At 70.1% G+C, this 25,781-nt stretch carries 21 protein-coding genes; 6 read left to right on the top strand and 15 right to left on the bottom strand.

Translation table 11 applies throughout. From position 1 onward, the window contains the following. Positions 1-165: 165 nt before the first annotated feature. Positions 166-891, bottom strand: coding sequence for an AraC family transcriptional regulator (locus tag ABZS69_RS52860; RefSeq protein ID WP_355388483.1), 726 nt, complete (start codon positions 889-891; stop codon positions 166-168). Positions 892-1,091: 200 nt separating this feature from the next. On the opposite strand from ABZS69_RS52860, the gene ABZS69_RS52865 reads away from it, so the two are divergent. Beyond that, positions 1,092-2,663: an FAD-dependent oxidoreductase gene (locus ABZS69_RS52865; protein WP_355388485.1), complete on the top strand. Its 1,572-nt coding sequence runs from the start codon at positions 1,092-1,094 to the stop codon at positions 2,661-2,663. Between the two features lie 16 nt (positions 2,664-2,679). On the opposite strand, the gene ABZS69_RS52870 is transcribed toward ABZS69_RS52865, so the two are convergent. The 9 genes from ABZS69_RS52870 to ABZS69_RS52910 form a co-directional block, all read right to left on the bottom strand. Further along, positions 2,680-4,287, bottom strand: coding sequence for an FAD-dependent oxidoreductase (locus ABZS69_RS52870; RefSeq protein ID WP_355388487.1), 1,608 nt, complete (start codon positions 4,285-4,287; stop codon positions 2,680-2,682). Beyond that, the gene (locus tag ABZS69_RS52875; protein WP_355388488.1) at positions 4,284-5,402 is read right to left on the bottom strand and encodes a hypothetical protein; all 1,119 of its coding nucleotides are present in this window, start codon (positions 5,400-5,402) and stop codon (positions 4,284-4,286) included. Before ABZS69_RS52875 ends, ABZS69_RS52870 begins: the two co-directional genes overlap by 4 nt. Continuing rightward, the gene (locus ABZS69_RS52880) at positions 5,399-6,367 is read right to left on the bottom strand and encodes an acetylxylan esterase (protein WP_355388490.1); all 969 of its coding nucleotides are present in this window, start codon (positions 6,365-6,367) and stop codon (positions 5,399-5,401) included. The genes ABZS69_RS52875 and ABZS69_RS52880 overlap by 4 nt, the downstream gene beginning before the upstream one ends. A 38-nt stretch (positions 6,368-6,405) precedes the next feature. Beyond that, entirely contained in the window at positions 6,406-7,332 is a 927-nt protein-coding gene (locus ABZS69_RS52885; protein WP_355388492.1) for a carbohydrate ABC transporter permease, read from the bottom strand. After that, complete coding sequence (locus tag ABZS69_RS52890; RefSeq protein ID WP_355388494.1) at positions 7,329-8,144, bottom strand: sugar ABC transporter permease; 816 nt, start codon at positions 8,142-8,144, stop codon at positions 7,329-7,331. Before ABZS69_RS52890 ends, ABZS69_RS52885 begins: the two co-directional genes overlap by 4 nt. Before the next feature lie 181 nt (positions 8,145-8,325). Continuing rightward, positions 8,326-9,582 (bottom strand): extracellular solute-binding protein, encoded by a 1,257-nt coding sequence (locus tag ABZS69_RS52895; RefSeq protein ID WP_355388496.1) that lies wholly within the window; start codon positions 9,580-9,582, stop codon positions 8,326-8,328. Positions 9,583-9,735: 153 nt separating this feature from the next. Continuing rightward, positions 9,736-11,001: an enolase C-terminal domain-like protein gene (locus ABZS69_RS52900; protein ID WP_355388498.1), complete on the bottom strand. Its 1,266-nt coding sequence runs from the start codon at positions 10,999-11,001 to the stop codon at positions 9,736-9,738. After that, the gene (locus ABZS69_RS52905) at positions 10,998-11,906 is read right to left on the bottom strand and encodes an NAD(P)-dependent oxidoreductase (protein WP_355388500.1); all 909 of its coding nucleotides are present in this window, start codon (positions 11,904-11,906) and stop codon (positions 10,998-11,000) included. The genes ABZS69_RS52900 and ABZS69_RS52905 overlap by 4 nt, the downstream gene beginning before the upstream one ends. 146 nt (positions 11,907-12,052) lie before the next feature. Continuing rightward, entirely contained in the window at positions 12,053-15,553 is a 3,501-nt protein-coding gene (locus ABZS69_RS52910) for a sugar-binding protein (protein WP_355388502.1), read from the bottom strand. Positions 15,554-15,864: 311 nt separating this feature from the next. Here ABZS69_RS52910 and ABZS69_RS52915 point away from each other — a divergent pair, with 311 nt between their 5' ends. After that, the gene (locus tag ABZS69_RS52915; RefSeq protein WP_355388504.1) at positions 15,865-16,869 is read left to right on the top strand and encodes a LacI family DNA-binding transcriptional regulator; all 1,005 of its coding nucleotides are present in this window, start codon (positions 15,865-15,867) and stop codon (positions 16,867-16,869) included. 21 nt (positions 16,870-16,890) lie between these two features. Here the strand turns inward: ABZS69_RS52915 and ABZS69_RS52920 are convergent, their stop codons facing one another. Both ABZS69_RS52920 and ABZS69_RS52925 read right to left on the bottom strand, forming a co-directional pair. Further along, on the bottom strand, positions 16,891-18,129 hold the full coding sequence (locus tag ABZS69_RS52920) for an NAD(P)-binding domain-containing protein (RefSeq protein ID WP_355388693.1): 1,239 nt from the start codon (positions 18,127-18,129) through the stop codon (positions 16,891-16,893). 10 nt (positions 18,130-18,139) lie between these two features. Next, the gene (locus tag ABZS69_RS52925; protein ID WP_355388506.1) at positions 18,140-18,688 is read right to left on the bottom strand and encodes an OsmC family protein; all 549 of its coding nucleotides are present in this window, start codon (positions 18,686-18,688) and stop codon (positions 18,140-18,142) included. A gap of 80 nt (positions 18,689-18,768) precedes the next feature. On the opposite strand from ABZS69_RS52925, the gene ABZS69_RS52930 reads away from it, so the two are divergent. From ABZS69_RS52930 to ABZS69_RS52945, 4 genes are all read left to right on the top strand, one after another. Continuing rightward, the gene (locus ABZS69_RS52930; RefSeq protein WP_355388508.1) at positions 18,769-19,980 is read left to right on the top strand and encodes a homoserine O-acetyltransferase; all 1,212 of its coding nucleotides are present in this window, start codon (positions 18,769-18,771) and stop codon (positions 19,978-19,980) included. Positions 19,981-19,999: 19 nt separating this feature from the next. Beyond that, positions 20,000-21,337: an O-acetylhomoserine aminocarboxypropyltransferase/cysteine synthase family protein gene (locus ABZS69_RS52935; RefSeq protein ID WP_355388510.1), complete on the top strand. Its 1,338-nt coding sequence runs from the start codon at positions 20,000-20,002 to the stop codon at positions 21,335-21,337. Next, on the top strand, positions 21,334-21,816 hold the full coding sequence (locus ABZS69_RS52940) for a CoA-binding protein (RefSeq protein WP_355388512.1): 483 nt from the start codon (positions 21,334-21,336) through the stop codon (positions 21,814-21,816). The genes ABZS69_RS52935 and ABZS69_RS52940 overlap by 4 nt, the downstream gene beginning before the upstream one ends. A gap of 81 nt (positions 21,817-21,897) precedes the next feature. Continuing rightward, positions 21,898-22,509, top strand: a complete 612-nt coding sequence (locus ABZS69_RS52945) for a peptide deformylase (RefSeq protein WP_355388514.1) — start codon at positions 21,898-21,900, stop codon at positions 22,507-22,509. Between the two features lie 121 nt (positions 22,510-22,630). Here ABZS69_RS52945 and ABZS69_RS52950 read toward each other — a convergent pair whose 3' ends face one another. Genes ABZS69_RS52950 through ABZS69_RS52960 form a run of 3 tightly spaced genes read right to left on the bottom strand, consistent with a single transcriptional unit; the run spans position 22,631 to position 25,781 of the window. Then, the gene (locus tag ABZS69_RS52950) at positions 22,631-23,731 is read right to left on the bottom strand and encodes an LLM class flavin-dependent oxidoreductase (RefSeq protein ID WP_355388516.1); all 1,101 of its coding nucleotides are present in this window, start codon (positions 23,729-23,731) and stop codon (positions 22,631-22,633) included. Next, on the bottom strand, positions 23,731-24,750 hold the full coding sequence (locus ABZS69_RS52955) for an aldo/keto reductase (RefSeq protein WP_355388518.1): 1,020 nt from the start codon (positions 24,748-24,750) through the stop codon (positions 23,731-23,733). Before ABZS69_RS52955 ends, ABZS69_RS52950 begins: the two co-directional genes overlap by 1 nt. Next, complete coding sequence (locus ABZS69_RS52960; protein ID WP_355388520.1) at positions 24,747-25,781, bottom strand: aldo/keto reductase; 1,035 nt, start codon at positions 25,779-25,781, stop codon at positions 24,747-24,749. The genes ABZS69_RS52955 and ABZS69_RS52960 overlap by 4 nt, the downstream gene beginning before the upstream one ends.

A 25,781-nucleotide genomic window follows, 5' to 3' on the forward strand; every position in this document is an offset into this window, starting at 1 on the left:
CCCCGCATCATGGCCATGCTGACCAGCACCCTGTGGACCATGGACCCCGCCACCGACGGCTGGCGCCGCTACCTGGCACTCATGCTCGAAGGTCTGGCACCCGCCACCACCAGCCCCCTGCCGCCGCCGGTCACCCTGCTGAAGGAGCAACGGGCGGGCGACTGGTCACTCTGATCGCAGGATGGCAGCGGCCGGTGCCGCGCGGTATTCAGAAGGCGACTGACCGGTGCCGGCCTTGAAGACTCGGCTGAGATAGAACGCGCTGCGATATCCGCACTGTTCGGCGATGTTCTGCAGGGTACAGTCGGTCCCGGTCAACAACTCCCGCGCTTTCCGCAACCTGACGCCGCGAAGGTATTGGACCGGGGTAACGCCTCGAACGTCGCGGAAGCGCCGCGAGAGCAGGGAAGGGCTGGCGCCCAGCGTTCTCGCCAGGTCACCGAGTGAAAAATCCGGCGAGGTGAAGTTGTCCAGGATGAAGGCGACGGCCTTACGCACCAAGGCATCCTCACGCATGCCTTCGCGCATCCGTTCCCAATGTATGGCTATGAGTACGTCGTTGACGACATGGGCCGCGACCATCTCGGCATCCATCCTCTGACGACCTTCTTGCGAAGCGGATTGCATGGATTCGAGAAGTGAGAGGTTGGCGTAGAGCCGGTCGATGTCACGTAGTCGGCTGCAGCCGATCGGCGGCTCCAGAACGGTCAGGAATCGCGCGAAGAAGAACGACGTCGGCGCGTGCATCTGTCGCCGTAGGGTGCTCCCGGGTGGGCTGATGACCACATCGCCGAAACGCGCTTCGCCACGAAGCCCCGCCGCACCCACAGGTCCAGACGCCGCCACGTCCTCGACTTCGTAGGAGAACGCCCCGTTTCTCGGCAGCAGCATGCACCAGCCCTCGTACCTGTCGGAACCGAGGCTGAACCTGGGGCGCCGGGGCGCCAGCACGTAGCCATCAAGACTCGGACAAGCTACAGACATCCTGTGGTCTCCCGTAAAGAATGTGCATGGCCTCGACGAAAACGGTTATTCCGCACGCTGTCGCAACCGGTAACGATAAGAATCGACGCTTCGACGGGACGGAATAGATGGAACTGAGTGCCGATATCTGTGTGTACGGGGGAACGCCCGCAGGCTGTGTCGCCGCCATCACGGCACATCAGGAGGGCGCGTCCGTAATACTCGTCGAGCCAGGTCGCCGGCTGGGCGGAATGCTCAGCGCGGGAATCAAACCGCTGCAGGACCGCCCCCTTCCCGAGGCGGTGGGCGGTCTGACGAACGAGGTGATCTTCCGTTTCGGAGACCATCCCCAGGACATCGCGCGCGGCTTCCACCAGTGGGTCGCCGATGCCGGCGTCACGGTCGTTTTCGAGCACCGACTCCTTTCCGTGACGCGAAACGGCGAGCTCATCGACGCCATCCAGGTTGGGGCCGCGCCGCCGGACAAATGGGGGGTTCCCCCAGCGACCGCCGAATCGGGAGAGCCCTGCGGCATCTCGGCGTCGATTTTTGTCGATGCCTCTTATGAAGGCGACCTGATGGCTCTCGCCGGGGTTCCTTATCGGACCGGACGCGAATCGCGCCACGCGTTCGGCGAGACACCGGCCGGCGTCGGTCAAGTCACGAACTGGACACCGGTCGACCCCTATGTCGTACCGGGCGACAGCACCAGCGGGCTCATCCCGCTCATCGACGAGGATCACGGATTGCCGATCGGCTCGGCGGACGGTTACACCCAGGCATACAATTTCCGCTTCTATCTGACGGCGGACACGCGGCACAAGGTTGAGATCACCGCGCCGGAGGACTACTCGCCCGGCGAATTCGAGCTGGTCCGCCGGTACGTCGAGCACATCAAGTCCGTGAGCGAGACCACCGGCGACCAGTTGGACAGGCTCCGCGACATATTTCCCGGCTGGCTCAACTCAGGTGAATACAACTACCAGCGAACCTCTCTTGTCACGAATGCGCCCGTCGGCGTGAGCCACGACTACCAGGACGGCGACTGGACCGTCCGATCGCGGATCTGGCGTCACCACATCGACTATCTCCGCGGCCTGCATCACTTCCTCTCGACCCATCCGGAGGTGCCCGAGGAGTTCCGGCGGGAGACGGCCGCGTACGGCTTGGACGCCGGCGTCTTCCCGGAGACCGACGGGTGGCCGCACCAGCTCTATGTACGGGTGGCCCGGCGGCTCAAGGGCCGATACACCCTCACGCACTCGGATGTGCTGAACCAGACCGATCCTTCCGACGCCATCGGACTCGCCCTCTTCGGCGTGGACGTATATCCCGCTCGGCGCATCGCTCATCGCGATCCCGCGACGCGGCGGCTCGGGGTGGCGACCGAGGGGGACATGTTCATCGGTGGGCACATGGGAACGGGCCGGCCGTATCCCGTTCCCTACCGTGCCATCACGCCGCACAAGAGCGACTGCGGAAATCTGCTCGTGCCCGTGTGCCTGTCGGCGACGCACATCGCGTATGCGGCCACCCGCATGGAACCGGTCTTCTGCGTTCTCGCCGAATCGGCTGCCGTCGCGGCGACGTTGTCGATCCGGAATCAGGTCGCCGTTCAGGACATCGATCTCGAGCAGCTGCGGAACCGCATCATCGAGAGAGGCCAGATCATCGCCTGGAGTCCCCAGGAAGCGGGCTGATGTCGGCTCGTTCCCGTCAGGATCGACCGGTGCGGATGTCGTCGGGCCACTCGAGGGTGACACCGAGGTCATCCCGCAAACGTCGCTGCAGGCGGCGCAGGCTCGCCGGGTCGGCCCGCAGTCGCGCCGGGGTCTGCGCCGTCTCGGCGACCTGGGCCGCCAGCGCGCCGACCGCCTCGCCGATCGACCATTCGACCGGATGCAACCGGTACGCGCCGTTGGCGATATGGGTGGTGCCGATGTTCTTGTTCGCGGCGACGAGGTTGTCGACGTCCACCGGGATGAGAGCTCCGAGCGGGATCTGGAACGGGAAGCAGTCGATGTCGACGTAGCCTCTTCCAGCCGTGCTGGGGTGCAGATCGATGCGGTAGTGGCCGATGCCGACGCTGTCGTCGAAAAGGGCGCTTCCCGCGCCGGGCCCCCGCATCTCGACCCCGATGTGCGCCTCGGTCACCCGGAACAGGGGGTGGATCCGGCGTGATTCGCGAATGTACGCCTCCTTCGCCAGGCCGTCCGAGGTGCCCATGACATCGCCCCTGGGACGCAGCTCGGGATAGCCGGTGCCGCCGTCATGGCGAGGGGCCTCGGTCTGCATCCAGTGGACGAAGCTGCGCGTCAGGGATCGCGCCTCCGCCAGCGCCTGCTCGCGCTCCTGCGGGCTCACGCCGAGCAGCGGGCGCTCCCAATAGTCGATCTGCGGCCAGTTCACCAGCGTGATCTCGCCACCGGGAAAGCTCGGGTCGAGGTTCTGCCGCGACAGGATCCGGCGGTAGTGCCACAGGTCGTCGGCGGCCGTGTGGACCGCGTGCTCGGGCGAGTGGGCGAACAGCGGCCGCCACCGCACCTCCCCCGTGTCGGGCACGATGTCCTTCCAGGACAGCTGCGGGCCGGGCCATCGTGGGTCGACGGTGTCGCGCCAGTGTTCGTAGCCGGCGGGCCGGTCGATGGTGTGGTTTTCGCCTTCGCGATATTCGAGCGCCACACACCAGGTGATCGCCTGCTGGTCTCGTGGATCCGGCTCCGGCGGCGCGTGCAGCTCGCCGGTCTCGTCGTGTGGCTCCGCCCCGAACGTGTAGTGCAGGCCGGCCAGCTCAAGGAGATCGCCTTCTTCGGTCGCGTCGGCCACGAGGCGGGCGGTGACCTCCACGGTGCCGCCATCCCGGCCGCGCAGCCGTACGCTCGCGATCTGCCGATCACGACGGTCCACGTTCACCACGTCGTGTTCGCGCAGCACGGTGATCGCTCCCGAGGCGAGGTGCGCAGACAGCAGCTCCTCGATCGCCAGAGCGCTCACCCTCGGTTCATGGCACAGCGCGGAGACGTTGCCTCGGCCCGGATTCAGCCGCGGGTCCCCGGCCGCGTTCGGCGCAAGCGGATAGAGCCGGCGATAGTGAGCGCGGACGGTCTCGCGGAGCTCCCTGTACGAGGCCGATCCGAGCTCGGTCTCGATCCACCGGTGCTCGTCGGGCGGGACCGCCTGCGTGGTCAGCTGGCCGCCGAGCCAGTCCGACCGCTCGGCGAGCACCACCCGGACACCGAGGCGGGCCGCGGTCAGGGCGGCGGCGACGCCCCCGAGCCCTCCCCCGACGACCAGCAGGTGGGTATGAAGCGCACGCTCGGTCATGACGCGTTCCTTTCGAGTTCATGGACGATGGCGGGTCCGGCGGTCGGCCCCATGCGCGCGAACCAGTCTTCGGCGAAGGCGATGTCAGGTGCCCGTCCGGCAGGCAGGACGATCGGCAGAACGCTCGCCGGCTCCGCAGGCGCCCGCTCACGCAGTTCCGCGACCACCTCGGACACCCGCGCCCCGATCGGTTTCGTCCGCCCTTCGGCGTCTATGAGGCCCAGGCCGTACTCGAGTTCGTCGAAACCGGCGAAGCGGCGGCTGATGTCGTGGGACGCCCACCAGGTCACGGCGCCGAGTCCGGGGATCGCGGCGGCCCGCCGCAGCATCCGCTCGGCGAAGTCCTCGACCGCCAGGTCCGCGAGCCAGAGCGGCGAGACCCCCACCTCCTGGATCCACACCGGCTTGCCCGCGGCGCCGGGAGTCGCGCGGGCGACCTGCGCGAGATAGTCGGGAATGGCCCAGGCGCGCTCTTCCCCGACCCTGGCCAGGGCGCCGGTGAAGTACGGCCACGCGTGCACCGGGATGAGATCGCACGCGCCGGCCAGGAACGCCCGGCCGATCGGAGCGTCGTCGCTCATCCACGGCACATGGTCGACCCCCACGGTGACCGGCACGCAGGCCGCACGCGCGGCGCGGAGCATCCGCGCGGCCCAGGCCTCGCCTTCACCTGCCTTGAGGTGCCTCATGAGTACGTTGGGTTCGTTCGCGACGTCGACGCACCACAGCGCCGGGTGGCCTTCGACCGCCCGCGAGACGGCGCCGACGAGCAGCTCCGCGGCGTCGACGGCTCCGGCGTCGGTGAACGGATCGACGTCCTGCAACCAGGTGGGCCGGAAGTCGAAGCCGCTCAGCCAGCCGTCCAGCACGGTCACGCAGACGTCCAGCCTGTTCTCCGCCGCGCGATCGAGCAGGTGGACGAGGCGGCGGAGCGCCCGCGGCGACACCCACGACGGGCTGGGCTGGAAGAGCGGCCACAGGCACTGCACGCGGACATGGTCGAACCCGAGCGAGGCGATCTGGTGGAGGTCTTCGGCGAAGGTGTCGTCGTCCTCCGCCCAGGCGTACCACCAGTTCTCCCGCGGCAGGTAGTTGACCCCGAAGCGCGCGCTCACACCCGTGCCGCTCTCGTCAGGAGGGCGGCCTGCCGCGGCCATTGGCCGGCGGCCCCGCCTTCATGGCCGTTGAACGAGTACACAGTGATCTCCTTGGGGCCCCCGTAAGCGTTGAACGCGGCGAAAACCGTCGATGGGGGGCAGGTCTGGTCCATGAGCGCGACGGAGAACAGGGCGGGAGTGGTCGCCAGAGCCGCCAGGTTCACGCCGTCGAAATAGGAGAGCGTGTCGAAGACCCGCTCGACGCTCTCGCGGTGCACGGCGAGATAGCGCGCGATCTCCGCGTACGGCTCGCGGTCGGTCAACCCGACGGCGCGCTCGAAATGGCACAGGAACGGCACGTCGACGAAGACGGCCATGAGATCCTCCGACAGGCCCGCGGCGGCGAGCGCGATGCCGCCGCCCTGGCTGCCGCCGGACACCGCCACGCGGGCGGCGTCGACGGACGGGTGCCGGCGCACCGCGTCGACCGCGCGGACGGCGTCCGTGAACAGCCGCCGGTAGTAGTACGTCCCGGGGTCCTCGATGCCGCGGGTCATGACACCGTTCGCGGCGGGTCCGGACCCGTGCGGGTCCGGAGTGTCCCCGCCGACTCCCCACGTGGAGCCCTGGCCGCGCGAGTCCATCACGAAGCACGCGTATCCGGCGGCGACCCACGGAAGGTACTCGTGCGGCAGCCCGCGGCCTGCCCCGTAACCCAGGAACTGCACGACGGCGGGGTGGGGCCCGGCTCCGGGCGGCAGGAGCAGCCAGCCGGCGATCGGGTCGCCGGCGAATCCGGGGAAACGCACGTCGAGGACGTCGCACCCGACGAGCGGCGTCTCGGCCGGGGTGAAGCGGGCCTCTCCGCCCGCCTTCCTGGCGTCGGCGAGCGTCTGCCGCCAGAAGGCGTCGAAGTCGGCGGGGACCCGGACCTCTGGCCGGAACGTGCGGAGCTGGTCGATGGGCAGGTCGAAATGGGGCATCGGTGTCCTTCCGGTGCGAACGAGGCGTCGGCGTGAGCTCAGCCCTTGAGCGCGCCGGCGTTGCCCGCCGCCTGCAGGAACTGGCGCTGGAGGATGAGAAAGAGACCGACGGGGATGATGACCGAGATGAAGAGCGCGGCCATGAACTGCGAGAAGTCGATGGTGCTCTGCAGCCTCGGCAGCGCGACCGAGATCGGCTGGTCCTGCGGGTTCGGCAGGACCAGCAGCGGCCAGAGGAACTCTTTGTAGGAGGCCACGAGCGTGAGGAGGCTGACGACGCCGATGATCGGGCGCGACATCGGCAGGACGATGGAGAAGAACATCCTGAAGGGTCCTGCTCCGTCGATGCGGGCCGCGTTGAAGAGCTCACTGGGAATGTTGGCGAAGAATCGCTGCATGAGCAGCACGTTGACGGCGTTGGCCGAGGACGGCAGCCATACCGCCCACATCGAGCCCAGCAGGCTGACGTGAACGACCGGGAGGTCGATGACGGTCAGGTAGAGCGCGACAAGGGAGATCACGCCGGGAATGAACAGGGTGGCCAGGAGCGCCGCGAACACGGCCTTGGCGTATTTCGGCTTGAGAACGGCCAGCCCGTAGCCGCCGGTCGTCGCGACCAGCAGCCCCAGGAACAGCGACCCGGCCATGAGCGCGAGCGTGTTCCAGAAGTACCGGCCGAAGTCGACACGCGTCCACACCTGGACGAACGAGTCCCAGTGGATGCCGCTGGGCCAGAAGGAGAACGGCGCCGACAGCGTCTCGGCGGTGGTCGACGTGGCGGCTTTGAAGAGCCAGAAGAGCGGGCCCGCGCAGAGGATCACCAGGCCGGCGAGGACGAGCGCGCCGATCACCCCGGTCGCGGCGCGGACGGAGGGCCTGCGGCGGTCGAGGAAGGAGAGGATGCCGCGCTCGGACGGCTCGGCGTCGGCCCGCCGGGCGGCCCCCTTGATGGTTCCGGTGGTCATGACGTGCTCCAGCGTCTGGTCGCCGAGAGATACACGGCGGATAGGGCCGAGAGGACGAGCGCGAGCAGGATGCTCAGGGCGGTGGCCCGGCCGTAGTCGCCCGAGATGAATGCGTAACGGTAGATGAGCAGCAGAACCGTGACGGTCCGGTTCTCCGGGCCGCCGTTCGTCATGATGTACGGCTCGGTGAAGACCTGGAACGTCCCGATCACCTGGAGCAGCAGCATCACGAGCAGGACCGTGCGCATCTGGGGAAGCGTGATGTGCCAGAACCGGCGCATCACCCCTGCTCCGTCGGCCTCGGCCGCGTCGTACAACTCGGTCTGGATGCTCATCAGCGTCGCCAGATAGATGATCGTCGCGGTGCCGAACGACGCCCACGTCGCCTGCAGCACGATCGACGGCATGGCCAGGTCGCCGTCGTTCAACCAGGCGATGGGGCCCAGGCCGAACCAGCCCAGAACGGAGTTGAACACCCCCTGCGGGCTGGGGTCGAAGAACGCCTTCCACAGCAGCACGGCGACGACCGGAGGGAAGATCACCGGCAGGTAGACGAGGACGGATGCGATCTTCCGCGCGCGCCGCAACTCGGCGATGAACACCGCCAGGAGCACCGGGACCGGGAACCCGATGAAGAAGGCCAGCACCGAGAACCACAGCGTGTTCGAAACCGCGGTCAGCAGGAGAGGGTCCTGCAGGACGCGGGCGAAGTTGTCGAGCCCGACCCACTCGGAGGTGAGGAAGTTCGTCCGCTGCAGGCTGAGCAGCAGGGAGCGCAGGATCGGCCACCACGAGAACAGCCCGAATGACACGAGAAGCGGAATGAAGAAGATCAATGTCGAGATCCCGCCGCGGCGGACCCAGCGCGCGACCCGGCGCGAACGCCCTGGCTCAGGGGTGATGATTGCGTCCGTCATCGTTTCGGAAGCGCCTTTCTCCGTTGTCGGCCCCGTCGCGCCGGAGAAGGTGACCGGCGCGACGGGAAGCGACGGTTCAGCCCGCGTCAATTGCGGCCTGGACCTTCTTCTGAGCGTCATCGAGCAGGGCGGGGATGTCGGCGTCCCGTCGCGTCAGCACCGCCTGCACGACGGTGTCGAGGATTCCGTAGGTCTCCTGCGCCTTCGCCGCGGGTTCGGGCACGAGCGGCAGGGTCTTGGCCGAGTCGAAGTAGGCCGTGAAGTGCTCGCGCGGCACGTTGACGTAATCCTTCACCCACGTCAGATACCGGTCGGTGGTGGCCTGGTCGAAGAGCGGGAGCACCGGGGCGCCCACCGGCAGCTTGTCGGCGGCGGCGGCCTTGGCGCCCGTGACCGCGGCCTGCTCGTTGTTGTACTTGTTGAACTCCGCGAAGTCGATCCACTTGAGCGCGGCCTTGATCTCCTCCGCCGAGGCCCGCGGGTTGACGATGGCCACGTTCCCGCCGCCCAGAGTGCCGAGACCGCCGGGCGCCTGCGGCAGCGGGGCGAGGCCGAAGTCGTCCGGCTTCATCCCGAGGGACTGGACGACCGGGGTGTAGGTGTCCGCGCCCTGCACGATCATGCCGACCTTGCCGCCGGCCAGGGCATTCGTGATGTCCTTGTACCCGACGAGGAAGTTGGACCCGAAGGTGTCGTCGTCCCAGCGCAGTGAGCGGTAGAGCTCGAGCGCGCCGCGGGTGGCGGCGTTGTTGAGGTTGGCCTGCTTACCGTCATCCGACTGGATCTTGCTGCCGTAGGAGTAGCTCATGGTCGTGAGCGCCCAGCCGCCGGTGTTGTCCTTGGTCATGGCGCCGAAGCCCTGCACGCCGGTCTTGGCGTGGATGGTCTTCGCGGCGGCCCGCACCTCGTCCCAGGTCTTCGGCGGCGCGTCGGGGTCGAGACCGGCCTTGGTGAACAGGGCGCGGTTGTACAGCAGCCCCATGCTGTAAGCGTTGATGGGAACGCCGAAGACCCGGCTGTCCGGGCCGGTGGCGACCTTCAGGATCGATGGGTTGATCCGCTTCACCGCGGAGTCGGCGCCCACGTAGCCGGTGAGGTCGGCGGACTGTTGCCGGGCGATGATCCCCTGCATCTCGGTGAACGGCACGTAGAACACCGTGGGGAGCTTTCCTCCGGCGACCAGCGCCTGGAAGGTGTTCACGTCGAATGTGGATTCGTCCCCGGTGACCTTGATGCCGGGGTTGGCCTGGGTGAAGTCGGAGATCTTACGTTGGAACGCCTTGAGCAGATCGGGGTTCTCCTGGGTGGGCTGGCCGGCGACGGTGATGGACACGGAGCCGGGCTGCGACGGGCTCTCGGCGGCACAGCCCGACGTGAGAGCGAGCGCTGCAGCACTGGCACTGAGGGCGGCAGCCAACGTTCGGACACTGGTGGGGGGCATGGATCTCCTCAGTACTTCGGTGCTGGTGTTGTCGTAAGGCAGCGGTCAGGGGGCGATGAGCCCTCCGTCCAGTCCTCGGACGCGGGCAGCCCAGGCATCATGCCCCGACAGCCCCGCGGGGTGGCGGGCGGCGGCGGATTCGTCGAGATCGATCCCCCAGCCCGGACGTTCGTTCGGGCGGAGCCAGCCGCTCTCGATGCGCAACGTTCCCGGGAACACCTCGTGCACAGCCTCGCCGTACAGGTGCCCTTCCTGGATGCCGAACGCCGGACTCGTCACGTCGAGCGCGACGTTGGCGGCGGCGCCGACCGGCGAGGTGTCGCCGGGACCGTGCCAGGCCGTGCGGACGCCCACGAGCTCGGCCGCCGCCGCGATCTTGCGCGCGGCGGTCAGCCCGCCGATGTCCGACACATGTGAGCGGATGAAGTCCACGCCGCCGCCCAGGACCAGGCGCGCGGCATCCGCCACCGACGTCGTCAGCTCACCGACCGCGATCGGCACGGGCGAGGCGGCGCGCACCTCCGGCAGGCGGTCCCAGTGCTCGGGGGCGACGACGTCCTCAAGGAAGAAGAGCCGGTACGGCTCCAGCGCGCGGGCGAGCACGATCGCCTGCTTCGGGGTCAGGCGGGAGTGTACGTCGTGGAGCAGCTCGATGTCGTCGCCGAAGCGCTCACGGGCGGCGGCGAACAGCTCCGGCGTCCGCTGCAGGTACTCCGGCAGGCGCCAGCCGCCCGGGTACGGCGCGGTCCCGTCGGAGATCTCAGCCGTCGGAGGAGCGCCGTAGGTGCCGCGGCCCGACTGGCCGACCTGGAGCCGGATATGCCGCAGCCCGGCCTCGCGGAGGCGTTCGGCCTGGTCGAGGGTCTCCGCGATCGACGCCCCGCCCGCGTGCAGGTACGTGTCGGCGGCGGCGCGCACCTTGCCGCCCAGCAGCTCGTGAACGGGTCTGCCGGCTCGCTTGCCGGCGATGTCCCACAATGCCTGGTCGAGCCCGGAGATCGCGTTGTTGCCGACCGGCCCTTCCCGCCAGTAGCCGGAGAAGCGGGCCAGACGCACCAGGTCTTCGATGTCACCCGGATAGCGCCCGATGACGAGCCTGGCGAGATGATCCTCGACGTACGAGGCCACCGCACGCCACCGCTGCGTGTACGTGGCACAGCCGAGCCCGTAAAGGCCGTCGTCGCTGGTGGTCACCTTCACCACGAGCAGCGGGATGCCTTCGGGGGCGGTGGCGATCGCCCGGACGCCCGTGATGCGCACATCGTCGGGCGCCTCCCACGGCTGTGCGAACGCGGTGGTGTTGTCGCTCATGCCGGCGTCTCCAGGTAGGTCGCGTTGATCGGGCCGCCCGGGTCGCCGAGCCGGTGCCGGGGAGTCCAGCCGAGGACGCGGCGGGCGGCGGAGGTGTCGATCGGGGCGGTGCGGCCGGGGAAGTCCCGGCGGCGTTCGCTCGCCGGCGCGAAGCGGTCGAGCAGGAGGTCGGTCGGCTCCCCCACGATGGTGTCCTCGGCGGCCAGCAGCAAGGTGTGCATCCCGGAGACCGGCCGCGTCAGCCCGCGCAGCACCGCGTCCACCGCGTCCGCCATCGCCAGATACGCCCATCCTTCCCGGGCTAGACGTGCCTGCTCGACCGGGTTGCGGCTGAGGCGCGCGGCGCTCGCCCGCAGCTCGGGAAGGTCTCGCACGAGAGGGAATCGCAGCGCGATGACCGTGATGCCCCAGCGGCTGTACGCCCAGGCCCCGGTCTGCTCGTCGACCCACTTGGACAGGGAGTAGGCATCGTCGTGCGCGACCGGCGACAATTCGTCGAGCGGGTAGTAGGCGGGGGTGAGATCGTGCCGGTTGAGGGGCACGCCGAACGCGTTGATCGAGCTCGCGATGACCGCGCGGCGGACGCCGAGCTCGCCGGCGGCGTCCAGCACGGTGAAGGTGGCCGAGGTGTTGCCCACGAAGACCTCGCGCGCCGTGCCCAGGCCGGGGTGCGGTATCGCGGCCAGGTGCACGACGGCGTCCACGTCTTCGAGCGCCCGCCGTACGAGGGTCTCGTCCGCGGCGTCACCGGTGAACACCCGGTCGGCCGGCGACGGCGCCGACCATGCGGCCGAGAGTGCCGTCACAGACATGCCCGCGGTCAGCAGCGCCTGCACAACGGGCCGGCCGATGGTGCCGTCGGCACCGGTGACCAGCACGCGCGCGGGCTTGGCGGATTCAGTCAAGAGCAGTCCTAAGAGCGCCGAGCAGATCCATGTGCGAAACCGCTTTCGTAGAAGACCACAAGATCGCAGAGGGTGTCAATTGTCGTGTTACTCCGAATTCACCGTGGAACCCGGTCGGCGGTGCAGCGCCTGTTCGGTCAGGGTGTTCACCTGCGGCACGTGACCGCCTTGTAGTCCAGCTCGCGGTCCTGGTAGACGAAGTTTCCGCCGCCGTCCAGATACGACGCGGAAATCACCGCGGTTCCGCCGTCGAGTTTTTTGCCCGAACCGGAGAAGGTGTGCAGCACCGCGCGGCCCGGAGCGACTCGCATATTCGCCCTTTCGCCGAGCGGCGTGACGAAGCGGAGGTCGAGCGTCTCCTTTTCCAGGTTCATCGCCATGACGGTGAGGCGCGGCGGCGAGGACGGACAGGATGACAGCGCCGTGGCCGTCACCCTGACCTTGCCCGGGGTGGCTGCCAGCAGGCGCAGCGGCCGGAACTTCGCAGGGTCCTTCGACTCCGCCACGCCCTTGCCCCACGTGCTCCATCCGCGCCGGACGGCGCCGTCGTTCTCGTTGACGGCGACGGTCGCCGAGACGATCCGGTCGGCGGGGTTCACTCCGATCACGCCGAACGGGACGGACAGCTCGTACGTGGTCGTCTTCGCGGCTTCGTCACGCGTGACCGCCGACGCGAGTCCCTCGGTCGTGGCGTTCACCGGCAACCAGCGCGCGAGATCCACCGGACCGGCGCCGGTCAGGGCCGTGCCGATCTCGCTGACCGGTGCGCCGCCTTCGCCGGGCCATCCTGGCGTCACGCCGAGTTGCACGCTGTCGCCCTGCCAGATGTTCGTGGCCCGCGCGGGCTGGGCGTGCACGTTGTCGGTGATCACGGCGGTCAGGTACAGGCGTCCGGTGTCGTGGGTGAGCCAGAGGCGGCCGCTGAGGTCCTCGTCACCCGCCCAGCCGGTGATGACCTGCTCGGCCGCGCCGAGCGTCTGGGCGGGAAGGACGGACACGGCCGCGTCGACCTTGCCGTCCACCTGCACGGGGCGGAACGGCACATCGACCGGGTCCGCGTCGACGAGGGTCCCGCGCGCGGTGGCGGTCGCGTCGCCGACGGCCGTGGCGGACCAGGCGCCGAGCTCGGTCAGAGGTACGTCGACGGAGACGCTGCCGTCGCCGGCGACGCTCGTGCCGGGCAGGGCTCGACCGCTCGACGAGCCCACGGTCCAGTCGATCCCGTCCAGTTTGACCGGTTCCGCGCCGTGGTTCACGAGGGTGAGCCGCAACAGGCCGGCGCCGGCGGCGTTGAGCGCGTGCGTGCCGGTGAGCCCGAGCCGGGGCGCCACCTCGGCGGTCGCCGTGAGAAGCCCGACCGTGCGATCGCCCTCGCGGACCCCGGCGGTCCAGGTACGCGTGCCCACGCCCGCCGCCGGCAGCGGGACGGCCACGGACCGGGTCTCGCCCGCCGGCACCTGCGCCGGCGTCGTGCCGGCGTCGGTGCGCAGGGACACGTCCAGCGCCCGGTTCCCTGCGGTGACCGTCCACTTCGCCGCGGGCGCGAGGCCCTCGACGGCCTTGTCGACCGTGAGCGAGTACGGCGACTGCGCGCGTACCTCCGCCAGTTCTCCGGTGACGTACACCGGGTCCTTGCCGACGGCGACGTGGACCCGGCCGTCGGCGTCCGGCCGCAGCGTCGCCTGGGCGCCGTAGAGGTCGGTCACCGTGACCTCGCCCGTCGCCCCGATGCTCCAGGTCTCCGGCTTCAGCGCCCACAGGGCCTGCATGCGGGTCGCGGCGGGCTCGCCGGCGCGGGCGCCGAACTCCACGCCGTACCGGCCGCTGCCGAGGGACAGCACCTGCCGGACCTCGCGGTCGCCGGTCTGGCGGGTCAGGATGCCCTGCGCGACGAACGCCGGCTTCGGGGTGTACGCGCCGCGGGGGTCGTTCTCGTTCCGGATCATCCCGAAGCGGTGCTCGGGGTTCTTCGGGTCGGTGCCGTCGTCCTTGAAGTCGTAGACGGTGTAGCGGCCGATCCCCTTGCCGAGGGCCAGCAGCTGCGCACGTGAGAGGTTGCGGGCCTGCGCCTTCTCGTCGGCTCCGAGCGGCGTGTCGGAGGTGTGCCATCCGTGCTCGCTGAGCCAGATCGGCATGTCGCGGTGCCCGGCGGCGTCGAGTTTCGCCCGGATCACGCCGACGTGGTTCATGAACGCCTCCGGCTCCGCGCCGAAGTCGTAGGGGTGCGTGGTGAACGCGTCGAGGTCGTCGAGGCCGCCGGCGGCGATGAAGTCGTCCACCCAGCCCGACCAGTCATCCATCGGGGCCAGCGCCGGGCCGGCGAGCTTCACGCCGGGATGGGCCGCGCGGACGCGCTTGGCGGTCGTGGCCAGCAGCGCCGCGTAGTTCTCCGCGGTCGCGCCGGCGGGCCCGGTCCGGTCGCGCAGGTTCCACTCGTTCCACACCTCGTAGAAGGTGTCGTCCGTCCCGAACGTGGCGACCGAGACGTCGGCGTAGTTCGCGAACGCGTCACGCCCGGCCTGCGTGGCCGGCGCCTCGCCTTCGTGGTAGAGGCTGTTGCCGTACGCGAGGATGTCGAAGAACTTGAGGCCGCTCTTCGACAGCGCGGCGGTGTAGGCGTCCACCTTCGCGGGGAAGTCGATCGTGCCCTTGACCTTCTCCGCCTGGGCCCAATAGGCCTCATCTCGGGCGAAGCCGACTCCCGCGTCCGCGATGAGCGGGATCGTGTCGATGGACCACGCCTGCCCGTAGTGCGTCGCGACGCCGATGCGTTCCTCGCGCGCGTCGGAGGCGGGGAGCACCGACACGTCGGTGCCGCCCGCGACGCGGCGGCCGTCCGGCTGCACGGCCACGAGATCGACCGAGTACCAGCCGGTGGGCAGCTTGCCGAGCTTCAGCGCGCCCCCCAGCTCCGAGGTGTCCCGCGCGCCGGAGGCCACCACGGCGCCGTCGACGTCGCGTACGGTCCACTCCAAGGACTTCGCCGCGGTGTGGACGCCGAACGACACCTCGTCCCCGGCGGTGAACGCGTTACCGGTCGTCGCCGGAACGATCGCGAGGTCGGGCGCCGGGCCCTGCACGGTCACGTCGTCGACGTCGATCGTCGCGGCCGGGCCGTTGACGAGGCGGAACGCGTCGACCAGGAGCGACAGGTTCTTGAGCGGGCCGTGCCAGACGCCGTCGTTCGCGCCGCCCCAGTGGATGTACTCCGCCGCGCCGGCCGGGGCGAAGTTACTCACGGTGACGTTCTGCCACCCCGATCCGGGGATGAGCGGGAGAGTCTGCTGGTGCGCCTGCCCGGTGCTGTCGGTCATCCGGACGACGACGCCCTTCAGCTGGGTGCTGCGCAGGGCGAAGCTCAGCGAGCGGACATCGATCGAGGGGACGCCGCGCACCAGCTCCGCGGTCCCGCTGGGCGCGTTCACCGCGAGCCGGGCGGCGCCGCTGCCGCTCGCGGGCGCGTCCGAGGTCACGGTCAGCGACACGCTCGTGCCGCCGCCGCTCGCCGTGAACCAGGGGGTGACGCCGTTCTCGAAGTCTCCCAGTACGACGTCACCCGGTGCGGCCTGGGCGGGTGACGTCGGTGCGACCAGCGCCGTCACGGCCACGGCGATCGCGACGAGCCCGGAGACGACCCTTCGGCGCATCCGGCTGCGTAATGGACTTCCTGTCGATCGGCGTGCGGGGACGGGGCCAGGGGACATGCTCGCTCTCCTCGCTGGGTGACGGCATCAGTGGCGTTATCAGTGGCGTTGCGAAACCGGTTTCGCATTAGGCGAAGTGTGGGCGGCGGCCAAGGTCGCTGTCAAGGCTCACTTTCCGGACGACGCATCGGTGCGTCGCCGTCTCCGAGCCCGGGGCGCGGCTCGTCACCTGGGCCGGAGGGACGGCTGAGCACGCTGATGCGCACGCGATCTCGGCCGGAGCGGGTCATTCGCGCGCCCGGTACAATCGCCCAGTGCCGTCCAATCGCAAGGGCAGTGTTCGGCTGAGTGATGTGGCTGCGATTGCAGGGGTTTCACTCTCGACCGCCTCGAAAGTGCTCAACGGAACGGACCGGATTTCCGAGGCGACGCGTGCGCGGGTGCTCGCCGTCGCCGAGCGCCTCGACTTCAGGCCGAATGCGCTCGCGCGTTCCTTCGCGCTGGGCCGCAGCCGTACGATCGGCGTGCTCACCCACCGCGCGGCGAGTACGTTTTCCGGGCCGGTGGTCATCGGCGCGGTCCTGCAACTCGGAAGGCTCCAGCAAGCCTCCCTGGTTTTCGACGAAGACATTCTCGTCCATCGCGAGATAACCGAAAGCATTCGCCAGTTCCAGGCCCGTAAAATTGACGGACTTCTCGTCATCGGCGACGGGCACGAGCGCCGGTCACCGTCGATCACGCACCATTTCACCGTGCCGGTGACGTATGCCTTCGCGGCCTCCGACCACCCGGAAGACGTCGTCTACCTGCCCGACAACGAAGGCGCTGGAGCTCTCGCCACCCGCCATTTGATCGAACGCGGGCGCACGCGTATCGCCCACCTCACCGGCGATCCGGCGAGCATCGCCGTGCGCCTGCGCGAGCGCGGCATGCTCACCGCGCTGGCGGAGGCCGGGCTTCGCCCCGCCGCGCCGACTCTTTATGGCTCCTGGGCCGAAGGGTCGGGAGAAAGGGCGATGCGGGAATTGCTCGATTCCGGCGCGAAGGTCGACGCGGTGTTCTGCGGAAATGACCATATCGCCCGCGGCGTGCTCAATGTCTGTGAGGCCAAGGGGATACGCGTGCCTCAGGACCTGGCGGTTGTCGGAGTCGACAACTGGGAGGGAATCATCATCGATCAGGGGGTGCGGCGGCTGACGACAATTGACCTTGAGCTCAGCACCATGGGACAACTCGCCGCCGCGAACGTTCTCGCCGAGGAACGCACCCCGGGAGAGCATTACGTCCCCCCCACACTCGTGCTCGGCCCGTCGTCCTGAGTCGTGGCGCGTGGCCGGGGGTCACCGGCGGACGGCCAGGTGCCGGGCGAGGTGGTCGATCACCTCGCGCGCGTCGGCCTCGATGCCGTGGATGAACGTGGACCTGCGCCGCCGCAGCACGGGCAGCCCCAGCGCGTACAGCCCCGGGCTGCCGACCACGCCGCCGTCGTGGCGCAGCCGGCCCTTCTCGTCGACCACGGGCACGTCGAGCCAGCCGTAGTCAGGCCGGAAACCCGTCGCCCACACGATCGCGCGGATCTCGCCGCCACGCAGGTCGAGTTGCCACCGCGCCGACTCGGGCACCCGGGTCGGCGCGAAACGCTCGGGAGGGCCGGCCTCGGCGTCGCGGCCGTGCGTCCCGGCCCACTCGTCGAACGTGCCCAGCAGGCGCTCCATCTTGAGATCCGCGAGGGAGAACACGTTGCGCAGCCCGCCGGAGAACAGCGCGCGGCCGTCGCGTACGGCCGCCCAGCGACCGACCAGTTCGACGCCCATCGAGGTGAGCGCGTTGAGATCGAGTGTCGTGCGCTCGGGCGTCCCGACGAGCTGCGGCGAGGGCAGCCGCCGGGCCCGCGCGAGATCGTCGACCTCGTCGTAGCGCTGGTCCCACACGCCTGAGGCGTCCATCCACCACAGCACGTCGCGTCCGCGATAGGTGCGGGGCAGCCGCACGTGCTCCCCCACCGAGAGGGTCACCGGCCGGCCCGACCGCCGCAGCTCGGCCGCCAGCTGCACGCCGGTCGCCGACGCTCCCACGACGAGCACGCCCCCTTCGGGGAGCCGGCCGGGTTCGCGGTAGTCGAACGGCGTCAGCTGCTCGACGCCCGACGGCACCGCGTCGCTGAACGGCGGCACCGTCGGCCGGTTGCAGGCGCCGCTCGCGATGACCACCGTCCGGCAGCGGATCTCGCCGTCGCTGGTCGTCACGTGATACCCGTCGTCGGTGCGCCGTACGGACGTGACATTCGTGCCGGTACGGACGGGAGCCCGCGAGAGCGCGGCGAAGCGCTCGATGAGCTCCGTCACCTCTCCCATGGTCATATAGCCGTCGGGATCCGGGCCCTCGTAGCGAAGGCCCGGAAGGCGGCTCTGCCAGTTCGGGGTGAGCAGCCGGAAGGAGTCCCACCGTTCGCGCCGCCATGAGTTCGCCACCTCGCCGCGCTCGATCACGAGGTGATCGATCGACCGTTCGCCGAGGAAGTGGCTCGCCGCGAGGCCCGCGTGCCCCGCTCCGATGACGACGGTTGTGACGCGCTCGATGCCCGGCCCCTCAGGCGACTTCGACGGTGACGTTCGTCGGGTTCGTGAGGGCGTCGAACACGGCCGAACGCTTCTGGGACTGCGCCACCAGGGCCTCGATGTCCTGCTTCGAGGCGTCCGCGTCGATGTCGAACGTCACCTTGATGTCGTTGAAGCCGTTACGGACGTCGCCGTCGACGCCGAGGATCCCGCGGATGTCATGCGTGCCTTCGAGCGTCGCCTCGACCGAGCGCAGCTGGATGCCGCGGTTCTGCGCGACGGAGGCCACGCCGGCCGTCAGGCAGCTCGCCAGACCGACGAGGAGATACTCGATCGGGGTGATGCCGTTGTCCTCCGCCGCGAAGACCTCCGGGTGGTCGGCGTCGAACACCGCCTCGGTCCGGTGACTCTGCTCCTGCCCGAGACCGAAGAACTCCTTGACCGTCGTGGTGCTGTGGACGCCGTTCTGCCATCTGGAAGATGCCCGCCAGACGAACTGCGCGGCCTCGGGCGCGCCCTTCAGCACCTCGCGCGCGTCCAGCAGCGCCTGCACGTTCACTCCGTTGGCGACCGTCGTCATGTCCCGCCCCTTCGGCCACTTCCCATATTCCCGGTAGGTATTTGAACCATATACCGACCGTGGCGGTTACCATAGTCCCCATGTCGCAGCCAGCCCCGACGCTCGCGGCCGGCACGGTCGGTGCCGTGGAGACGCAGTACCTCGACCTGCCGCATCCGGTACGGCTCGACTGCGGCCGGGAGCTGCATCCGGTCCGCGTGGCGTACGAGACCTACGGCGCCCTCTCCCCCCGGCGCGACAACGTCATCCTGGTGTGTCACGCGCTCAGCGGCGACGCCCATGCGGCGGGCCTGGCGAAGACGCCGTCCGGGGCGAGCACACGCGACGGGTTCGGCGCCGAGGACCGCGACGGCGCGAGCGGCAAGGCGCTCGGCTGGTGGGACGGGATGATCGGCCCCGGCAAGGCGTTCGACACCGACCGTTTCTTCGTCGTCGCGACGAATCTGCTCGGCGGCTGCCGGGGGACGACGGGGCCGTCGTCCGTCGACCCGGCGACGGGCCAACCGTACGGACCGGACTTCCCCGTGATCACGGTCGCGGACATGGTACGGACCCAGCGCGCGTTCCTGGACGCCCTGGGCATCGAGCGGCTCGCGGTGGTGGCCGGGGGCTCGCTCGGCGGCATGCAGGCGCTCGAATGGGCGGTCCTGTTTCCCGGCCAGGTCGACGCCGTCGTGGTGATCGCCAGCACGCACGCCCTCCACCCGCAGGGGGTGGCCTGGAACGCGATCGCGCGTGACTCGATCCTGCGCGACCCGGCCTGGCAGGGCGGCCGCTACTACGGCACGGGCCGCGCGCCCGACGCCGGCATGGGCGTGGCGCGGATGGTCGGCCACATCACCTACCTGTCCGCGCCGGCGCTCGACGAGAAGTTCGGCCGGCGGCTGCAGTTCGCCGACGACGTCCGCTACACGATCACCGAGCCGGAGTTCGAGGTGGAGAGCTACCTGCGCCACCAGGCCGACTCGTTCGTCAAGCGCTTCGACGCCAACACCTACCTCTACACCTCGCGCGCGCTGACGTATTTCGATCTCGCGCGGCAGCACGGCGGCGGATCTCTCGCGCGGGCGCTCGAAGGCGTCGCGGCGCGGACGCTGCTGCTCGCCTTCAGCTCCGACTGGCTGTACCCGCCGACGGCGTCGGCGGAGATCGAGCAGGCGCTGCGCGCCCTCGGCAAGCCCGTCGAGTTCGAGGTGATCGAGGCGCCGTACGGCCATGACTGCTTCCTGCTCGAAGAAGCGCGACAGACGCCCATCATCCGCCGGTTCCTGTCCCGGGGCGCGGCCGGGTGACGGCGAGGAAGAGGCCCTTGTGACCGACGAGCTCCCCCGTGCCGAAGAAGCCCGCGAGTTCGGATTCGAGACCCGGCAGCTGCACGCCGGGCAACGGCCGGACCCGAACACGGGTGCCCGCGCGGTGCCGATCTTCCAGACGACCAGCTACGTCTTCGAAGATCCGGAATCCGCGGCGGCGTACTTCAACCTGCAGGAGTACGGGAACACCTACTCGCGCATCATGAACCCCACCGTGGCGGTGTTCGAGGAGCGCGTGGCCAACCTCGAAGGCGGCAGCGGCGCGGTGGCCTTCGCCAGCGGGATCGCCGCGCAGGCGGCCGCGCTCTTCACGCTGCTGGAGCCCGGCGACCACGTCGTCTCGTCCTCGGCGCTGTACGGCGGGACGGTGAACCAGCTCAAGCACCTGCTGCGCAAGATGAGCGTGGAGCTGACCTGGGTCGATCCCGACGACCCGGACGCGTGGCGCCAGGCCGTGCGGGCGAACACGAAGGCGTTCTTCGGCGAGACGATCGGCAACCCCGCCGGGAACGTGCTGGACATCGAGACCGTGGCGGCCGTCGCCCACGAGCACGGACTGCCGCTGATCGTGGACAACACCTTCGCGACGCCGTACCTGTGCCGGCCGATCGAGTGGGGCGCCGACATCGTGATCCACTCGGCGACCAAGTTCATCGGCGGCCACGGCACGAGCATCGGCGGCGTCGTCGTCGAGGCCGGCACGTTCGACTGGTCCAACGGGCGCTTCCCGGTGGTCGCGGATCCGTCGCCGGCCTACCACGGCCTGCGCTTCCACGAGACGTTCGGCACCTACGGCTACCTGATGAAACTGCGGGCCGAGACCCTGCGCGACCTCGGCGCGGCGCTCTCACCGTTCAACGCCTTCCTGTTCCTGCAGGGGCTGGAGACGCTGTCGCTGCGGATGGACCGCCACGTCGAGAACGCGCGGGCGGTCGCGACCTACCTGCAGTCGCACGAACTGGCCTCCGGCGTGACCTACCCCGGCCTGCCGGACAGCAGGTACCGGCCGCTGGTGGAGAAGTATCTTCCGCGCGGCGCCGGCGCGGTGTTCTCCTTCGACTGCGCCGGCGGCCGAACCGGCGGTCAGGGCTTCATCGGCGGCCTGACGCTCTGGTCGCACCTGGCGAACGTCGGCGACGCCAAGAGCCTGGTCATCCACCCGGCCAGCACGACGCACCGCCAACTGGGCGACGACGAGCTGCGCGCGGCCGGCGTCGGGCCGGGGACGGTGCGGCTTTCGGTCGGCACCGAGTCCGTCGAGGACCTGATCTGGGATCTGGAGCAGGGTTTCGCCCGCGCCGCCACGACAGCGGGAAAGAAGGTGAGCACGGCATGACCGATCTCGGCCGATACCAGGACGCGCTGACCATCCAGCGCGTGCTCCACACCACCAGGACGATCGCGATCGTGGGCCTGTCGAACAACGAGCTGCGGGCCAGCTACTTCGTCGGCTACTACCTCAAGCGGCACGGCTACCAGGTGATCCCCGTGAACCCCCGCGAGCCGGAGATCCTCGGCGAGACCAGCTACCCGAGCCTGCTCGACGTGCCCGTACCGGTGGACCTCGTGAACGTCTTCCGCGCGCCGGACGCGCTGCCCGCGATCGCGCGGGAGGCCGTGGCGATCAAGGCCGGCGCCCTCTGGTGCCAGTTCGGCGTGATCAACGAGGAGGGCGCCCGCATCGCCGAGGACGGCGGCGTGACCGTGATCATGGACCGCTGTCTCAAGGTCGAGCACGCGCGCTACGTTGGCCGGATGCACTGGCTCGGCTTCAACACCCAGCGCATCACCTCCGTCCGCGCCGGGCTTCAATAGCCTGCTCGGCTACCACCGAAAGGACACCTTACGCATGAAGTACCAGTACGGCCCGCGCCCGGACGCGGCGGGACGCGCGCGGTGAGCGGCGACGAGCAGCTGGTCGAGCGCGTGCACGCCCTGCTGGCGGCGCCTCGGCCCTGGTCCGTCACCCAGGCCGGCGACCCCGTGCTGCGCCGCACGGCCGAGCCGTACGACGGCCAGCTCCCCGACAGCCTGCTGCGCGAGCTGCTCGACGAGATGTTCAAGCACCTGCCGGGCGTCGGGGTGGGGCTGGCCGCCCCGCAGGTCGGCATCCCGCTGGCACTGGCCGTCATCGAGGACCCCGCCGACGTGCCGCCGGAGATCGCCGCGGAGCGGGAGCGCGCGCCCCAGCCGCCGCTCGAACTCGTCAACCCCGTCGTCACCCCCCTCGGGTCCCGATACCACGCCTTCTACGAGGGGTGCCTGAGCATCGAGGGGCTGACCGCCGTCGTCCCGCGCCACGCGCGGGTCCGGCTGGCGGCTCTCGACGGCGGCGGGCGCGCGTACGACGTGGAGCTGTCCGGCTGGCCGGCGCGGATCGCCCAGCACGAGACCGACCACCTGAACGGCGTCCTGTACCTCGACCGGGCCGAGCCGCGCTCGTTGTCGACCGTCGGCAACTACGAGCGCTTCTGGGCTCCGCCCCGGCCCCAGCCGCCCTCGGACTGATGGCGGCACCGCCCCAGGCTGCGTGGTCCGCCTGGGGCGAGCCACCGCACGCGATCGCCGGGCGCATCGCCCGCCAGCGCGAGCCGGCCGGGCCGCTCGGCCGCGAGCTCCGGGGCGATGGTCATACGTTCGTCCCGGCGGGAGCGGCCGACGCGCTCGACACGACGGCCGGAGGCGGCGCGGGACGCCAGCCGAGCAGGGGCGCCAGCTCCTGCGCGCCGGCGGCCAGCAGCCGGACGTGCTCGTCGAACTCGGGCACGCCGGGGACGAAGCTCACCAGCAGGTCGGTGATGTGCCGCAACGCCGGATCGGCGGCCAGCTCGGCGGCCAGCGCCTCCGGCGGGCCGAGCAGCGCCCGGTCGGCCTCCAGGTACTCCTCGACGCTGAGGCCCGCGACGTCGCGTTTGGCGGACAGCCAGCCCTGCCAGCGGCGCGCGCCGGGCGTGACCAGCCGGATCGCCTCCGCGCGGTCGGGGTGGGGATAGACGGCGCGGGAGACCTGTATCCGAGGCTGCCCTCCGAGCTCGCGTCCCGCCCCGCGATAGGCCGCGATCCACTCGGCCTGCCGCTCCTGGGCCTCGCGCACGGTGCTGCCGCGCCAGCCGGTGGCGCGGGAGAGCTGCAGCCCGTCACCCGCCCGGGCGGCGGCGGCCGCGGCCGAGTGGGCCAGTGCCGGGTCTCCGGTGGTGGCCTGCCACAGCCGCTGCCGCACTCCCGCACCGGGCGGGTGGAGCACCTCGCCGAGGCTGTTGAGCGCCACGCCCTCCAGCACCTCGTGCAGCCGCGCCACCGAGGCGTCGAAGAGCCGGTGCCTGTCGGCCAGGTCCTTCCCGAACGCCTCCCATGCCCCCGGGAAGGGGCCCGACCCCACCCCGAGCTCGAGCCGGCCGCCGCTGAGCTCGTCGAGCGTCGCGGCGTCCTCGGCGATCTTGAGCGGATCCTCCAGCGGAAGCACCAGCACGCCGGTGCCCAGCCGGATCCGGGTGGTGTGCTGGGCGATCGCGGCGAGCACGACCAGCGGCGCGGAGACGTGTTCGTTTCCCTGCCGGAAGTGCCGGTGGATGACCCATCCGGAGTCGTAGCCCAGCTCCTCCGCGGCCACGAACAGGTCGATCGCCTCCCGGTAGGCCCGGGCCGGCGGCAGGTCGCCGTCGAGGTGCAGCAGGAAGCCCAGGCGGAAGGGCCGGCCGTCCTCGACGCCGGCCCCGATCGGAGCGGCCATCAGAGCCTCACCCCGGTTCCGTGCACACCGTGTTCGTCGATCAGCGCCAGCTCCTCCTCGGTCAGCGGCGGGAAGTCGAGCGCCTTGACGTTGTGGTCGAGCTGCGTCGTCGAGCTGGCTCCGATGAGTGCCGAGGTCACCTGCGGTTGCCGCAGCACCCACTGCAGCGCCAGTTGCGCCAGCGACTGGCCGCGCCGCTCGGCGATCCGGTTGAGCGCGGTGGCCCGGTGCCGGTAGGTGTCGTCGATGACGTCGGGCGAGAGGAAGACGCTGTTGCCCGCCCGCGCACCCGTGGGGATGCCGTCGAGGTACTTGCCCGTGAGCAGCCCCTGCGCCAGCGGCGAGTAGACGATCAGGCCGAACCCGTCCTCGGCGGCCAGCTTGAGCAGGCCGTTGAGCTCCGGCCGGCGGTCGAAGATCGAGTACCGGGGCTGGTGGATCAGCAGCGGCACCCCCGCCCGGCGCAGCAGCTCGGCCGCCTCGTGCGCCCGTGCCGGGGCATAGTTGGAGATGCCCGCGTACAGCGCCTTGCCCTGCCGCACGGCGCTGACCAGGGCGCCGACGGTCTCCTCCAGCGGCGTGGACAGGTCGGGGCTGTGGCTGTAGAAGATGTCGACGTAGTCGGTGCCCAGGTCACGCAGGCTGCGCTCCAGCGAGGCGAGCAGCGACTTGCGCGAGCCCCCCTTGAGGTAGGGGCTGGGGCCGATGGGGTTGCCGGCCTTGGTCGACAGGATCAGCTCGTCCCGGTACGGGGCCAGGTCCCGCTTGAGCACCTGCCCGAAGGACTGCTGCGCGGCGCGGTGCGGCGGGCCGTACCGGTCGGCGTTGTCGAAGTGGGTGATGCCCAGGTCGAAGGCGTGCAGCAGGATCTGGCGCTGGGTCTCGTACGGGTGGACGGTGCCGAAGTTCTGCCACAGGCCGAAGGAGATGGCCGGCAGGTCGAGACCGGAGTTCCCGGCGCGCCGGTACTCCAGCTTCTCGTAGCGGTCCCCGGCCGCGACGTAGGTCTCGTGGCTCATGAGCGGTTCTCCCTGCGGAGCGCGGCGGGCTGGAGGGACGGGGTGTCGCGGCCGGTGTCGCGTTCGAGGAAGTGGGTGCCGGGGTCGACGATCTCGTCGATCCGGTCGAGGACGTCCTCGCCGAGCTCGACGGTGGCCGCCTTGAGGTAGCTCTCCAGGTGTTCGAGCGTGCGCGGGCCGATGATCACGCTGCTGACCGCCGGGTGGTTGAGCGCGAACGCCACGGCCAGCTCGACCAGCGTCAGGCCGTTGTCCTCCGCGAGGCGGGCGAGCGCGTCCGCGGCGGCCAGTTTGCGCCGGTTGCGCCGGTGGGCGATGTCGAACCGGCCGGGGATGAGGTCGGCGCGCGCCGACTCCGGCTGCTCGCCGCCGATGCGGTACTTCCCGGACAGCCAGCCGGCGGCCAGCGGGCCGTAGCCGATGACGCCGAGGCCGTACTTCCGCGCGACGGGGAAGACCTCCCGTTCGGCGCTGCGGACGAGGAGGGAGTACGGCGGCTGCTCGGTGTGCGGGGCGATGAGCCCGTGCCTGTCGGCCAGCCAGTGCGCCTCGACGAGCTGGTGGGCCGGGAAGGCCGAGGTGCCGTAGTAGCGGATCTTGCCCTGCCGGATCAGGTCGTTGAGCGTGTGCAGCGTCTCCAGCAGGTCGGTGTGCGGGTCCGGCCGGTGCGCCTGGTAGAGGTCGAGGTGGTCGGTGCCGAGCCGGCGCAGGCTGTCCTCCACGGCGCGGCTGACCCAGCGGCGCGAGTTGCCGGCGTTGCGGGGGTTGTCCCCGACCTGCCCGTGGAACTTGGTGGCCAGGAACACGTCGTCGCGACGCCCCTTGATCGCCTTGCCGACGATCTCCTCCGACCCGCCCTGGGCGTAGACGTCGGCGGTGTCGACGGTGGTGATGCCGGCGTCGAGAGCGGTGTGGATGATCCTGATGCTCTCGTGCTCCTCCTGCCATCGGCCGAAGTTCATGCTGCCCAGGGTGAGCGGGCTGACCAGGACGCCGGTGCGGCCCAGGGTTCGGTTGGCCGTGATGGTCAT

Origin of the sequence: Nonomuraea sp. NPDC005650 (assembly GCF_040605375.1) — a bacterium.
Classification (GTDB): Bacteria; Actinomycetota; Actinomycetes; order Streptosporangiales; family Streptosporangiaceae; genus Nonomuraea.

What these genes read in the sequence shown, in the direction of transcription:
- ABZS69_RS52960 (WP_355388520.1), bottom strand. Translation starts at nt 25,781, where the DNA reads ATGACCATCACGGCCAACCGAACCCTGGGCCGCACCGGCGTCCTGGTC.
- ABZS69_RS52940 (WP_355388512.1), top strand. Translation starts at nt 21,334, where the DNA reads ATGACCGATCTCGGCCGATACCAGGACGCGCTGACCATCCAGCGCGTG.
- ABZS69_RS52880 (WP_355388490.1), bottom strand. Translation starts at nt 6,367, where the DNA reads ATGCCCCATTTCGACCTGCCCATCGACCAGCTCCGCACGTTCCGGCCA.
- ABZS69_RS52900 (WP_355388498.1), bottom strand. Translation starts at nt 11,001, where the DNA reads ATGAGCGACAACACCACCGCGTTCGCACAGCCGTGGGAGGCGCCCGAC.
- ABZS69_RS52955 (WP_355388518.1), bottom strand. Translation starts at nt 24,750, where the DNA reads ATGAGCCACGAGACCTACGTCGCGGCCGGGGACCGCTACGAGAAGCTG.
- ABZS69_RS52860 (WP_355388483.1), bottom strand. Translation starts at nt 891, where the DNA reads ATGCTGCTGCCGAGAAACGGGGCGTTCTCCTACGAAGTCGAGGACGTG.
- ABZS69_RS52865 (WP_355388485.1), top strand. Translation starts at nt 1,092, where the DNA reads ATGGAACTGAGTGCCGATATCTGTGTGTACGGGGGAACGCCCGCAGGC.
- ABZS69_RS52925 (WP_355388506.1), bottom strand. Translation starts at nt 18,688, where the DNA reads ATGACGACGGTCGCCAACGGAGTGAACGTGCAGGCGCTGCTGGACGCG.
- ABZS69_RS52910 (WP_355388502.1), bottom strand. Translation starts at nt 15,553, where the DNA reads ATGCGCCGAAGGGTCGTCTCCGGGCTCGTCGCGATCGCCGTGGCCGTG.
- ABZS69_RS52950 (WP_355388516.1), bottom strand. Translation starts at nt 23,731, where the DNA reads ATGGCCGCTCCGATCGGGGCCGGCGTCGAGGACGGCCGGCCCTTCCGC.
- ABZS69_RS52930 (WP_355388508.1), top strand. Translation starts at nt 18,769, where the DNA reads ATGTCGCAGCCAGCCCCGACGCTCGCGGCCGGCACGGTCGGTGCCGTG.
- ABZS69_RS52885 (WP_355388492.1), bottom strand. Translation starts at nt 7,332, where the DNA reads ATGACCACCGGAACCATCAAGGGGGCCGCCCGGCGGGCCGACGCCGAG.
- ABZS69_RS52870 (WP_355388487.1), bottom strand. Translation starts at nt 4,287, where the DNA reads ATGACCGAGCGTGCGCTTCATACCCACCTGCTGGTCGTCGGGGGAGGG.